The sequence below is a fragment of the Methylocaldum sp. genome (assembly GCF_039794385.1).
Lineage (GTDB): Bacteria > Pseudomonadota > Gammaproteobacteria > Methylococcales > Methylococcaceae > Methylocaldum.
Window position 1 is genome coordinate 1 of the sequence record NZ_JBDIVO010000150.1, and the last position, 10,690, is coordinate 10,690.

Sequence of the window (10,690 nt, forward strand, 5' to 3'; positions counted from 1 at the left end):
ATTCATCCGGCATCGTTTCTTCCGACATGGGTGATTTTGTCATGTGTGAAAGTGCGCATATTGCGATCTCGACGTATCCGGGTCAATGCACTTGTCCCGCTTCGGGGCTTTCCCGCAGCTCGGCGTACGGGATGGGGTATTCGACTAAGGATCGGGTTTTCCTATGAGCACGGTGGCACTTGCCTGGGGTGCCCACCCCGATTTTCCCTTGATTCTGATTGCCAACCGGGACGAAAGGCATGCACGCGCGACCGCACAGGCGGCATGGTGGTCGGAGGAGCCCTCCTGTCTCGGCGGTCGCGACCTGGCGCGGGGCGGAACCTGGTTCGGCGTGGCCCGCGACGGACGCTTCGCGCTGGTCACGCCGTTTCGCGACGGCGCGCCTTCGGACCCGGACGCGCCGTCGCGCGGCCAGCTGCCGCTGGACTATCTCTCTTCCGGCGAGGAGCCGGTCGTCCACGCCCGCCGCTTCGCTCGCAGCCGGGGCGGACATTCGCCCTTCAATCTGCTGATCGGGTCGCCGCGTCACATGTACTACGCCGCCACCCGCGCCCGCTTGCCGTTGGCGCTGACTCCCGGCATTCACACCTTGTCCGACGGGTTGCTGGACGAACCCTGGCCCAAGTGCGTGCGCCTGGACACGCTGCTGGGTTCTTATCTGAGAACGCACGGCGGCTTCGCGATGCTGCTGGGCGCCTATTCGGATCTGTCCAAGGCCGGCGTTCGGGGCGCCGACGATCCGATCTGCACCGCCAAGCCGGTCGCGCCGGCCGACTTCGCGAAAGCGGGTTTCGCCATGCTGGCGGATCGCGAAACCACAAACGAAGGGCTGCCCGATACCGGCATCGGCCGCGCGGAAGAGGAGCGCCTGTCGGCTTGTTTTGTCGTGGGAGCGGAATCCGGAACCCGCTCCAGCACCGCCTTGGTCATGGCTCGGGACGGCCGGGTTTACTTCGAGGAACGCAGCTTCGATCCGGAAGGCGCCGAATCCGGGCGTGTGGTCGAAGAATGGAGCATCGACCCTCAAGTCTTTTCCGGGAGCGCCGGCGATGACTGAGACTCGTAACGCACACGCCGGCGCCATGCCCGCACGTCGGAAAGCTTCAACGAGGCGGGGTCAGGCGGACCGTACGCCACTGCGATCCGAAACGATGCACGGGTTTTCTCCGCGCCATTCTCATCGGGAGCTCCCCTTGGCTCCGCGCTACAAGGAATTGGGCGAGCCCTATCATGTCCCGGTGTCGGCAACGCCCTTGCCCGAGCCCAGGATGGTCCACTTCAACGGATCTCTGGCCCTGGAACTGGGGCTCGACGTCAGCGAGGCCGATTCTCCGAAACTCTTGGAGATTCTCGCGGGCAACCGGCCGTGGCCGAAATACGAGCCTTCGGCATCGGTCTACGCCGGGCATCAGTTCGGGGCATGGGTTCCTCAGCTCGGGGACGGGCGTGCCCTCATGATCGCGGAGGTTCGGACGCCCGCCGGGGCGCGGATGGAGCTTCAACTCAAGGGTTCCGGGCCGACGCCGTATTCGCGCGGGCTCGACGGGCGCGCGGTGCTGCGTTCCTCGATACGGGAATATCTCTGTTCGGAGGCGATGCACGCCCTCGGCGTACCGACCACCCGCTGCCTGAGCCTGGTGGCGTCGCCGGAGCCGGTGTACCGCGAAACGGTGGAAACCGCGGCCGTGGTCTGCCGGGTGTCCCCCAGTTTCGTCCGCTTCGGACAGTTCGAGTTTTTCTATCACAACGGACAGCGCCAGCACCTTGCGCCTTTGGCCGACCATGTGATCGACGAGCATTTCCCGCATCTGAAAGACCGTTCCGACCGTCATGCCGCCTGGCTCGGCGAGGTGGTCGAGCGCACCGCCCGGCTGATGACGCAGTGGCAGACCTTCGGGTTCTGCCACGGCGTCATGAACACCGACAATTTCTCGGTTCTGGGCTTGACCCTGGATTACGGTCCCTTCGGCTTCATGGACGCGTTCCGGCAATACCATATCTGCAACCATTCCGATTTCGAGGGCCGCTACGCCTATTACGCACAGCCCGAAATCGGCCAGTGGAATTGCTCGAGGCTGCTGCGGGCGACCTTGCCGCTGCTCTCGGACAGCGAGGAGGAGGCCCTGGAAATCGCGACCGGCATTTTCGAGCGCTACGCCCCGGTGTATACCCAGGCGATCATGCGCCGCTGGGCCGACAAGCTGGGCCTTTACGAGGTGCGTGACGGCGATGTCGATCTGGTCAACCGATTCCTGGCCATCCTTCAGCGCGGCAAGAGCGATTTCACGCGGAGCTTCCGTCATCTTTCCAAGGTGCGTACCGACAGCGACGAGCCGGCGGTCGGGGCCCGCGAGGAGATCGTGGACCTGGAAGCCTACGACGCCTGGATCGCCGATTACCGGGCACGATTGCGCGCCGAAGGAAACACCGACGACGAGGCCCGTGCCTGGGACATGAACCGCGTCAACCCCAAGTACGTGCTGCGCAACCACTTGGCCCAGGCCGCCATCGAAAAGGCCGAAGCCGGGGACGATACCGAAGTCGCCAAGCTCGTTCGCCTGCTCGCCCGGCCTTACGACGAGCAGCCGGAGATGGACGCTTACGCCGCCCCGCCTCCGGAAGAACTGCGGCACATCGAAGTCAGCTGCTCGTCATGATTACCTATGCCATCCCACCCGCTCTAGGCGAGGATCCGCTGGACATCCTGCGGCTGGCGGCGTGCGCCGCGCACATCCCGGATTTCGTGGTGCCACCCGAATCCATGGTCAGGCTCGTCGCCCTGGTGGCGGACGGCGCTCTCGACGCGGTGAATCCCGAGGCGGCCTGGCCGGAATTGTCCCAAGGCCTGATGGGCGGGCGTCCGTCGCGGATGCTGGAAGTCCTGCGCGGTTGCGGCGCTCTGGCTCGATTGCTGCCGGAACTGAACGCGCTGTTCGGAATTCCGCAGAGCGCGGACGATCCGCCGGAAGTCGACGTGGGCGAACACCAGCTGCTTCTGATCGACGAAACCGCGCGGATAGACGCCCCGCTCGCCACGCGCTGGGCGGCGCTGCTGCACAAGGTGGGGAAAGCGGCGTCGCCGCGCGAATTCTGGCCCGCCCACTACCGTCACGAAGCACGCGGCGAACCCCTGGTCGAAGCGGTTTGCGAACGCTTCAAGGTTCCCGCCGAATGCCGCGACCTGGCGCTCTTGGTGCTGCGCGAATGCGATCGAGTCCACCGTGCGGTAGACATGCGGGCCGCGGCGATCGCCGCCATGCTGGAACGGGCGGAAGCGGTCCATTACCCCGAGCGTTTCGAGCAGTTGTTGGCGGTATGCGCCTGCGACTATCGAGCCTATCCGGGGCGGGCCGGTGCGGAGTATCCCAAGGCCGAGCTGCTTCGGCTAGCTTTTAAGGCTTTCGCCGGACAGATGGCGCCCGCCTCCGAGCCGACCGAAACCGACCCGGAAGTTTCGGCGCAGGCGTTCGAAAAGCGAGCTCGGGCCATTGCCGAAGCATTGCGCAGCGAACGCTGGGCCGACGCGTAATTCCATTCGGCATTCGAGTGAATATTACGTAGGGTGGGTTAGCGAAGCGTAACCCACCGATTCGAGGCCGCTCGGTGGGTTACGGCCTCGCGGCCTAACCCACCCTACAAAAATTAATTCCTTATTGAAAGCAATTTGGAATAACACGGGTTTTCCAGTCCAGACTTCATCACCAACCTTCTCTTGAGGAGCAAGCCCATGAAATGGAGCGATACCTTCGACATCGCCATCGCGCTGGCCGAGAGCCATCCCGACGTCGATCCCAAGTATGTGCGGTTCACCGATCTGCTCGACTGGATCATGCGCCTGGACGGCTTCGACGACAGCGCCGAGAAATGCAACGAGAAAGTGCTCGAAGCCGTGCAGATGGCCTGGATAGACGAGGTGAGCTAACCCCGCAGAAAGGATTGCAGCACGCGATCCGCCCTGCCAATCGGGTTTGGTCGTTTTTTGTTGGATATGTGCCGTTTTCGTATTCGCATGGAAGTAGGTCATGACCAAATTTACGACATATCGTATTAGATACGAATTGACGTAAAAAACGGCCTCGGCTGGGTCGAGCCGAGAACCCGCCGCTTTTCCTCTTTGTTCAATAATTTGATGCTAAAACAAAGCCTTGGAGCGTTGTTCCCGTTTCTCTCACGACCTGGCATCGCTTTTGAGACAGAGAAGTCACGCGACAGGAATTATTCCCCTGCGTTATTTCACTTCCACTCGAAAGGAGATTACGGTCATGAAACACATTGCTGGTTTGACTCTGGCTCTCGGACTTGTCTCGATCACTTCAACCGCGGCGGCTGGCGGACTGCCGGTCAATAGTTCGCCGGGGAGTTCCAGCTACTCTGCGAATATCGATAGTTCCAGCGATCCGGCTTCCGGAATGGTCTTTGAATTGCAGGCCGGTGAGTTCCACGTTTACTTCAGCAATTGCACACTCGGTTCGGAGACCGAGGTGACGGAGCATAAAGTTGTAAGTCAGAAAGGCCGGGAGGATATTGTGCAAAAGATTCCCGGTCGATTGAAAATGAATAGCGTGGTGTGCATGAAAGCTCTGGATTCCGGTGCCGACCTTTGGGCTTGGCGACAGATGATCATTGAAGGGAAGTTGAGGGAAGCGCGCAAGAGTGGGTCACTGATTGCTTACGACTACACCATGGCGCCCATAGCAACGTGGTCGTTTTTCAATGGATGGCCTTCTTCGGTCAGCCTCGGCAATAAGGATCACAAACTGGTCGAGATCGTGGTATTGGCTGTGGATGGCATCCGGCGTGACCGGTAGGTCCTCGGGATGTGCCGAATACCACAGCTCCGCTCTCTTGAATATACAAACGATAACCGGGATTTAGTGGGGTGGGTTAGGCGCACTCCGGTATGCGCTGATGGTCGATCACCGTACTTCGAGTGCGCCGTAACCCACCGATGTTCGGTAGCCTTGTGTTGGTGGGTTACCGTGCGCGCCAAAGTTAGAGCGTTTTCATCCCGCTCGTACGGCAAAACAGGCTTGGCGGAAGTCGCTGGCGCCTTCGGCCAGGGTAGATCGACTCAAGCATTCGTAGGTCGGCAATCCCTTGCCGACGAACCCGTTGGCCCAACCGCACCTTGTGTGAGGGTGTACCTAACTCACCCTACCATGGACATGCGCGTTCCGGGCCAGTAGATCGGGAATCCGTTCCCGACGAGTTCTGCGTCGGCAAGGGATTGCCGACCTACTTTAGGGTGCCGCTCGTAGTCAGCGGCTTTAGATCGGTTCGCCGTTCTCGTCGAACGCCATCCCGTTCAATTCGCCGTCGGCGTCGACGATTTCGACCGACTTGAGGGCGCCGTTGGCGTGGTAGGCATAGCGGTGTTCCATTTCCACTTCCCCGTAGACCAGCTTTTGCAGGCCGACCAGCCGGCCCTCATCGTCGAAATATCCCCGGAAATAGGTGTTGCGGTTTTCCAGTTGGGCGGGTTCCAGTTCGGTCATCAGCTTGAGCGGCAGTTTCACGCCGGTGTAGGTGAGGAAATAGCGGCAACGACCTTCGATCGCATCGGTCATGGTGTGTTGGTTTCCTTGGAAATGAAAAGATGGAACACGAGCTAATAGACGCTCAAACACGATAGCCTTCTTCCCGCAATACCCTCTGCACGGCCGGTCGGGCCAGCATGCGCCGATAATGCGTCCGGCAGTTTTCCGGCAGTTCGAGCTTGAGCTTGTCGCCCCAGAATTCCACGTAGAACAGCGCCGCATCGGCGATGGAAAACCGCCCCGCCACGTATTCCCGCCCGCTCAGCAGCGTATCCAGCACCGCGTAACCCTTGGCGACGATCTCTATGCCACGCCGTTTGACCGCGTCTTGGTCGGCTTCGTTGGACGTGAATTGATCGGTGGTAAATATGCGCGCGAAACCCTGCATGTGGATCGTGCCCACGGCATAGGCCATGGCCTCGATCACCCGCGCTTCGCCGTCCGGATCGTCCGGCAGCAGTTTCGCCTTGGGGTAGGCGCGGGCCAGCCACCAGGCGATGGCCTGAAACTCGGTCAGCGCCGAGCCGTCATCGCGTACCAGGGTGGGAATCGTGCCTTTCGGATTCAGGGCCAGATAATCGGGCCGGTTCTGATCGCCCGCCAGGAGATTGACCAGATACGCCTCGAAAGGCAGGTCCAATTCTTCCAACAAAATGTGTATGCCGGTCGAGCACGAACCGGGCGTCATATAGAGTTTCATGATCCTATGGTGATGATTAAGGGTTCGAGTCCGGCAACCGTCGCTTCGATGACATCGCCCTTGACCACGGGAGCGGTCCCGGCCGGCGTGCCGGTAAAGATCAGGTCACCGGGACAGATTTCCACCATTGTGGACAGATAGCTGATGATTTCGGGTATCTTCCAGATCATGTCCGACACGTCGGCGCTCTGCCGGACCTCCCCGTTGACCTTGAGCTCGATCTTGCCCTGGGCGATCACCCCCGTATAGAACTCCGGCGTAATGGCGGAACAGGGCGCCGATTGATCGAATCCCTTGGCCATATCCCAGGGCAGTCCCTTTTCGCGCGCGGTCTTTTGCACATCCCTCAGTGTCATGTCCAGGCCCACCGCGTAGCCGAAGATGTAATCATTGGCAATCTCGATGGGGATTTGCCTGCCTCCGAGCTGCATGGCGACGACCAGTTCCACTTCCGGTTGCAGATTCTCGGTTCTGGGAGGATAGGGGAGGACCGAGTTGTTGGGCAGGATGGCATCGGTTGGTTTCATGAAGAAGAACGGCGGCTCGCGCTCCGGGTCGGCGCCCATTTCCCGCGCATGCTCCGGATAATTGCGTCCGACGCAGAAGATGCGCCGCACCGGAAACGGATTGCACGACATGGCTGGAAGCGTAACGATCTGAGGAGGGGCAAAAGCGTATTTCATGGTTTTAAACCTCTTCGAATAACGGATAGGCTGGCGGCTTCTTTGACGCCGTGTATCGGCAAACCGGCGATTGTTCGTGCGGCAAAGAGACCGTATCGGGTTGCAAAATAACCATACTTTTTGTGGTAGAATTTGGCCCCGAAGTGCCTCGCGCGCACTTAGAGAAGTTATTGTTTTTATTAACCAAAAATAATCCAAGATCAGGAGGTAACATGGTGCGTGAATTCTCGTATCGGGGAGAAACCTTCAGGGCCACGGTACACGGACGCCCCGGCATCGAAGAGCTTTTCCTCATCCACATGATCGACGGTGAAGAAGGCCCGGAGATTTCTCTGGACCGGTTCGAAGACCCCAATAATGATCCGGCTCAAAGCCTGGAAAGTAAGCTCGCGGATCTGGCTGACCAGCTCATGCAGGAGCATGGGCTGGCGCCGATGGACCCGGACGCGGGATTCGCCTGGGCGGAGCCCAAGACCGGAGTGAAGGTGCATAGCGGGGTTCAACACCACGCCATGGAAGCCTAGGCCGGTCGACAAATCTGCGCGCAGCGGCACGGATCGCTAGCGTGCCGCTGCGCGCAGCAAGTTCAAGCAATCCAGATTGGCGACCATGTCCAGGGCGGTGAAATCGTCCAGGGTCTTGATGCCGGTATCGGCGCCGGCCGCCAGCAAGCGAGCGACGACCGCTGTTTTGCCGGTGGATGCGGCGTACATAAGACAAGTCGCACCGTTCTCGTTCTGATGGTCTACGGCGATGCCCCGCTCGATCAAGCGACCTATGACGCCGAGGTTTTCCCCGTAACAGGCCAGCCAGAGGGCATTGTTGCCGTCGCTGTTGAGGGGTTCCAGCGAGGCGCCGGCTTCGAGCAGCGCCTCCACGATGGCTTCGTCGCCGAGCCGGCAGGCGTGCATCAGGGGCGTCATCCGGTTGTCGCGGGTTGCCTCGATGTCGTCGGGCGGGAAACCCTGTTCGCTCAGCCAGTCGCGAAGGGCAGGGCTCAAGTCCGCGGAACCCGGCGCGGGCACGGTGGCGCGCCAGGCCTCGTAGCCGTCGATCAGATCGTAGATCGTCTTGAAGCCGAAGTCCCGGAACATTTGCGCATAGGTCTGGCTGGCATTGCCGTGATAGCAGTAGATCAGCACCGGCTGCGATTTGGGCGTCCGCATGAGCACCTGCTCCAGATTGGCACCCGACAGATGCCGAGCGGCTCCTATGCGTCCCGCCGCGAACGAATCCGCGTCTCGCACATCGAAAATCAACAGCTCCGGCTGTTCCAGCAAAGCTTGGGTTTCGGCGACGTTCAGCCGTCGCCACGCGGTTTCCGCGGTCATAACGTCTCCTCGATATTCAAAGTACTTGCCCGGTTCGTTCATTCCTCGTCCGGAGTCGCCATCCAGCTATAGCCGCCTTGGTCCCAAAGCTGGGCCAGCAGCCGATCGGTGTCGTAGTTCGGGTACTGCGCCTTCACTGTGGCGAATTCCGTGAGAAACGCCGCGACATCGTCCCCCTCGATGTAAGTCGATGCCCGGTCTTCCTTTGAGCGGAGTATGTAGGTGGCGCCGTTTCCGCTGGACAAGAGCGCATACTGTTCGCCTTCCGCCACGACGATTACAGGTTCCTGTGTGTCAGGCATCGCTTGATTCTCCTTCCGCAGTCGTACCATCAGTGATCTTGCTCATGTATCTATCCACCGTAATGCTCAATGAACTGTTCTCGGGATTCGTAAAAAGTTGTACTGTCATGCGCGGATCAGTCCGGATCGCGCCCCGCATAGGGCGGCAGGGTGAGTATCCGCGTGTCGGTCAGCGGGAAACCCACCGTGAAGTGGTACAGGGACTGAAAGGCCCGGCCGGAAAGTCCGAGGAGGTCGTGAAAGACATCGTCGAAATAGCAGCCGATGCCGGTCCCGCGGATGCCGACGGCTTCCGCCTCCAGATAGAGCACCTGGCCCAATAGCCCCGCCTCCCAGAATAATTCCCGATAGCGCCACGGCTGCGCGGCGACGATCGGCTCGAATTCCGTCAGCATCCCCAAGGCGAAAGCGCAGTCAGAGCCGATCGCCTGGTGGCAATGGAGGGCTCTGGACAGCTTGCCGCAGTCGGCCTCCGCGATCCTGAACAAGGGCAGATGTTCCGGGCAACCCGCCGGCTTGGTCCAGGAGAAATCGCTACGGAAGGCGGCTCTCAGTTCGGGTTCGATCGCGGTCCGGCGCGGAAGGGCATAGAGTCCCGGCTCCAGCCCCTCGACGCGATGCACGAAGAACACCGGGTGCACGCGCGGGGTGAGGTTCCACACGTCCCAGGGCGTAATCCGGCGGGGCAGCAGGGCATCCAGCAGATGGTAAAAGCCCGCAGTGCTCAGTACTTCTCGCCGGTCGAAATGTTGCGCGCTGCGCCTTTGCCGGATGAGCGCGGCAGCCGGCTCCGGGCAATCGGTCCGCCTCGGCGGGTAGGTTTCGATCACGCCGGGTTCGGGCGGAGTGGCGAGCGCTCGGGTTGCTTCCGCGACCTCTTCGATTATCGGCCAGCGGTACATGGGATGGGGATCGAGCACGTTGGCTTGACCGCTCCACGCGCTTCCGGGCGGAACCAGTTCCGAGGGATCGAACTTCCCGGAATTCGCGTCCTCGGGATCGGCGATCACTTCCAGCAGCAGCTCCGCTTCCTCCCGCTCGGCTCCGGAAAAGTCCTCGTTCCGATCGAGCCCGAGACCGGCGGCCAATTCGGCAAAGCCGATACCGCTCACCCAACTAAGGCGCCAGCCCAGGGTTGCTGCTGCGTAGCGCAATGCGCCGATGGCATGGCCGGTATCCAGTTGGCAATAGCGGAAGGCCCGTTCGCCGTATTTCCAGGCTTCCCTCCAGTGGATCGAACTCAAGGCGACGAACAGTCGCGGGGCCGTGGAGGGCTCGGCAAACCGGCAGCGCTGCTCCAGTACATGATCGCGGCTGACATAGTGGTACACGCCGTCGGGAACCTCGGGAACCGATAGGCAGACGACATAGCCCTCGGTAGGATGCAGATTGCCGCTAGACGGATTGCAGCGCAGGGCCCAGCGATCCGGGCCGTACTCTTTCCAGGCCGAGAGTCCCAGGGACAATTCCAGCAAAATACCGACGGTTTCGAGCGAAAGCGCTTGCGGCGTCACGGTTTCGGGCAGCGACAAAGCGCCGAAGGGCGTCGCCAGCCGATCCGCGGCCAAGGGCAGCCGGATCGTGGGGGCGCCCTCGAAACGGCGGAACGGGTCGGGCTGGCTGTCCCAATCGAGCGTTTCCGGCCCCGCGGCATAACGCTCCAGCCGATGCTTGGTCCGCTCGTGATAGGCCAGTACCCGCGCCAGAGCGTCCGATACGGTATTCATGGTTGCGCCCCCGGTAGCTTCATGGCGTCGGCAAAGGATTGCCGACCTACCCGGCGTTCCTCGGTGGTGGGTTGGTAGGTCGGGAATCCTTTCCCGACGCACGCCCTAAAGTCGGCAAAGGATTGCCGACCTACTCGGCGTTCCTCGGTGGCGGATTCGTAGGTCGGGAATCCTTTCCCGACGCAGGCCTTATCAGAATTCATCAGACTGAATGCTTCCCGGCCGGCGTCGGACAGTGTTCGGCGCGCCGGCACTGTTCGAGGTTCGAACCGTCGCTTATCGCCGGAGCCAGACCGATCCAGTCGTGGACGCGCTGCGTGTCGAAACCCGCTTCCCGGCGCTCGCCCACTTGCATCAAAGGCCGTCTTATCAGCAGGGGATCTTCGAGCATGAGAGCCAGCGCTTCCTGT

At 61.2% G+C, this 10,690-nt stretch carries 14 protein-coding genes; 6 read left to right on the forward strand and 8 right to left on the reverse strand.

Features of this window, described 5'->3' with window-relative positions; translation table 11 throughout:
- Positions 1-163 precede the first annotated feature (163 nt).
- From ABJK70_RS13530 to ABJK70_RS13550, 5 genes are all read left to right on the forward strand, one after another.
- Positions 164-1,057: an NRDE family protein gene (locus ABJK70_RS13530; protein ID WP_347258229.1), complete on the forward strand. Its 894-nt coding sequence runs from the start codon at positions 164-166 to the stop codon at positions 1,055-1,057.
- 136 nt (positions 1,058-1,193) lie between these two features.
- A complete protein-coding gene (locus ABJK70_RS13535; RefSeq protein ID WP_347258230.1) occupies positions 1,194-2,657 on the forward strand; it encodes a protein adenylyltransferase SelO in 1,464 nt (487 codons plus the stop codon).
- Positions 2,654-3,529 (forward strand): tRNA nucleotidyltransferase, encoded by an 876-nt coding sequence (locus ABJK70_RS13540; RefSeq protein ID WP_077729046.1) that lies wholly within the window; start codon positions 2,654-2,656, stop codon positions 3,527-3,529. Before ABJK70_RS13535 ends, ABJK70_RS13540 begins: the two co-directional genes overlap by 4 nt.
- Positions 3,530-3,727: 198 nt before the next feature.
- On the forward strand, positions 3,728-3,922 hold the full coding sequence (iscX, locus tag ABJK70_RS13545; protein WP_077729047.1) for a Fe-S cluster assembly protein IscX: 195 nt from the start codon (positions 3,728-3,730) through the stop codon (positions 3,920-3,922).
- A gap of 340 nt (positions 3,923-4,262) precedes the next feature.
- Entirely contained in the window at positions 4,263-4,808 is a 546-nt protein-coding gene (locus tag ABJK70_RS13550; protein ID WP_077729048.1) for a phage tail protein, read from the forward strand.
- A 459-nt stretch (positions 4,809-5,267) separates the two neighbouring features.
- Here ABJK70_RS13550 and ABJK70_RS13555 read toward each other — a convergent pair whose 3' ends face one another.
- The 3 genes from ABJK70_RS13555 to ABJK70_RS13565 are packed head-to-tail and all read right to left on the reverse strand — an operon-like array spanning position 5,268 to position 6,920.
- On the reverse strand, positions 5,268-5,567 hold the full coding sequence (locus ABJK70_RS13555) for a DUF6156 family protein (protein ID WP_077729049.1): 300 nt from the start codon (positions 5,565-5,567) through the stop codon (positions 5,268-5,270).
- Between the two features lie 52 nt (positions 5,568-5,619).
- Entirely contained in the window at positions 5,620-6,237 is a 618-nt protein-coding gene (locus ABJK70_RS13560) for a glutathione S-transferase family protein (protein ID WP_077729050.1), read from the reverse strand.
- Entirely contained in the window at positions 6,234-6,920 is a 687-nt protein-coding gene (locus ABJK70_RS13565) for a fumarylacetoacetate hydrolase family protein (protein WP_347258231.1), read from the reverse strand. Before ABJK70_RS13565 ends, ABJK70_RS13560 begins: the two co-directional genes overlap by 4 nt.
- A 212-nt stretch (positions 6,921-7,132) precedes the next feature.
- Between ABJK70_RS13565 and ABJK70_RS13570 the strand changes: the two genes are divergently transcribed.
- Positions 7,133-7,444 (forward strand): hypothetical protein, encoded by a 312-nt coding sequence (locus ABJK70_RS13570; RefSeq protein ID WP_077729052.1) that lies wholly within the window; start codon positions 7,133-7,135, stop codon positions 7,442-7,444.
- A 36-nt stretch (positions 7,445-7,480) separates the two neighbouring features.
- Here the strand turns inward: ABJK70_RS13570 and ABJK70_RS13575 are convergent, their stop codons facing one another.
- From ABJK70_RS13575 to ABJK70_RS13595, 5 genes are all read right to left on the reverse strand, one after another.
- Positions 7,481-8,251 carry an ankyrin repeat domain-containing protein gene (locus ABJK70_RS13575; RefSeq protein ID WP_347258232.1) on the reverse strand — a complete coding sequence of 257 codons (771 nt, stop codon included), beginning with the start codon at positions 8,249-8,251 and terminating at the stop codon, positions 7,481-7,483.
- A gap of 38 nt (positions 8,252-8,289) precedes the next feature.
- The gene (locus ABJK70_RS13580) at positions 8,290-8,553 is read right to left on the reverse strand and encodes a hypothetical protein (RefSeq protein WP_347258233.1); all 264 of its coding nucleotides are present in this window, start codon (positions 8,551-8,553) and stop codon (positions 8,290-8,292) included.
- A 116-nt stretch (positions 8,554-8,669) separates the two neighbouring features.
- The gene (locus ABJK70_RS13585) at positions 8,670-10,280 is read right to left on the reverse strand and encodes a nitroreductase family protein (protein WP_347258234.1); all 1,611 of its coding nucleotides are present in this window, start codon (positions 10,278-10,280) and stop codon (positions 8,670-8,672) included.
- Positions 10,277-10,483 carry a hypothetical protein gene (locus ABJK70_RS13590; protein ID WP_347258235.1) on the reverse strand — a complete coding sequence of 69 codons (207 nt, stop codon included), beginning with the start codon at positions 10,481-10,483 and terminating at the stop codon, positions 10,277-10,279. The genes ABJK70_RS13585 and ABJK70_RS13590 overlap by 4 nt, the downstream gene beginning before the upstream one ends.
- A partial coding sequence (locus tag ABJK70_RS13595) for an ArsC/Spx/MgsR family protein (RefSeq protein ID WP_347258236.1) occupies positions 10,483-10,690 on the reverse strand: 208 nt, incomplete at its 5' end. The genes ABJK70_RS13590 and ABJK70_RS13595, both read right to left, overlap by 1 nt.

Bases quoted from the DNA above. Each gene is read 5' to 3' on its own strand.
- ABJK70_RS13530 (WP_347258229.1), top strand. From the start codon at position 164: ATGAGCACGGTGGCACTTGCCTGGGGTGCCCACCCCGATTTTCCCTTG.
- iscX (WP_077729047.1), top strand. From the start codon at position 3,728: ATGAAATGGAGCGATACCTTCGACATCGCCATCGCGCTGGCCGAGAGC.
- ABJK70_RS13585 (WP_347258234.1), bottom strand. From the start codon at position 10,280: ATGAATACCGTATCGGACGCTCTGGCGCGGGTACTGGCCTATCACGAG.
- ABJK70_RS13540 (WP_077729046.1), top strand. From the start codon at position 2,654: ATGATTACCTATGCCATCCCACCCGCTCTAGGCGAGGATCCGCTGGAC.
- ABJK70_RS13570 (WP_077729052.1), top strand. From the start codon at position 7,133: ATGGTGCGTGAATTCTCGTATCGGGGAGAAACCTTCAGGGCCACGGTA.
- ABJK70_RS13580 (WP_347258233.1), bottom strand. From the start codon at position 8,553: ATGCCTGACACACAGGAACCTGTAATCGTCGTGGCGGAAGGCGAACAG.
- ABJK70_RS13565 (WP_347258231.1), bottom strand. From the start codon at position 6,920: ATGAAATACGCTTTTGCCCCTCCTCAGATCGTTACGCTTCCAGCCATG.
- ABJK70_RS13555 (WP_077729049.1), bottom strand. From the start codon at position 5,567: ATGACCGATGCGATCGAAGGTCGTTGCCGCTATTTCCTCACCTACACC.
- ABJK70_RS13590 (WP_347258235.1), bottom strand. From the start codon at position 10,483: ATGAATTCTGATAAGGCCTGCGTCGGGAAAGGATTCCCGACCTACGAA.
- ABJK70_RS13560 (WP_077729050.1), bottom strand. From the start codon at position 6,237: ATGAAACTCTATATGACGCCCGGTTCGTGCTCGACCGGCATACACATT.
- ABJK70_RS13575 (WP_347258232.1), bottom strand. From the start codon at position 8,251: ATGACCGCGGAAACCGCGTGGCGACGGCTGAACGTCGCCGAAACCCAA.
- ABJK70_RS13550 (WP_077729048.1), top strand. From the start codon at position 4,263: ATGAAACACATTGCTGGTTTGACTCTGGCTCTCGGACTTGTCTCGATC.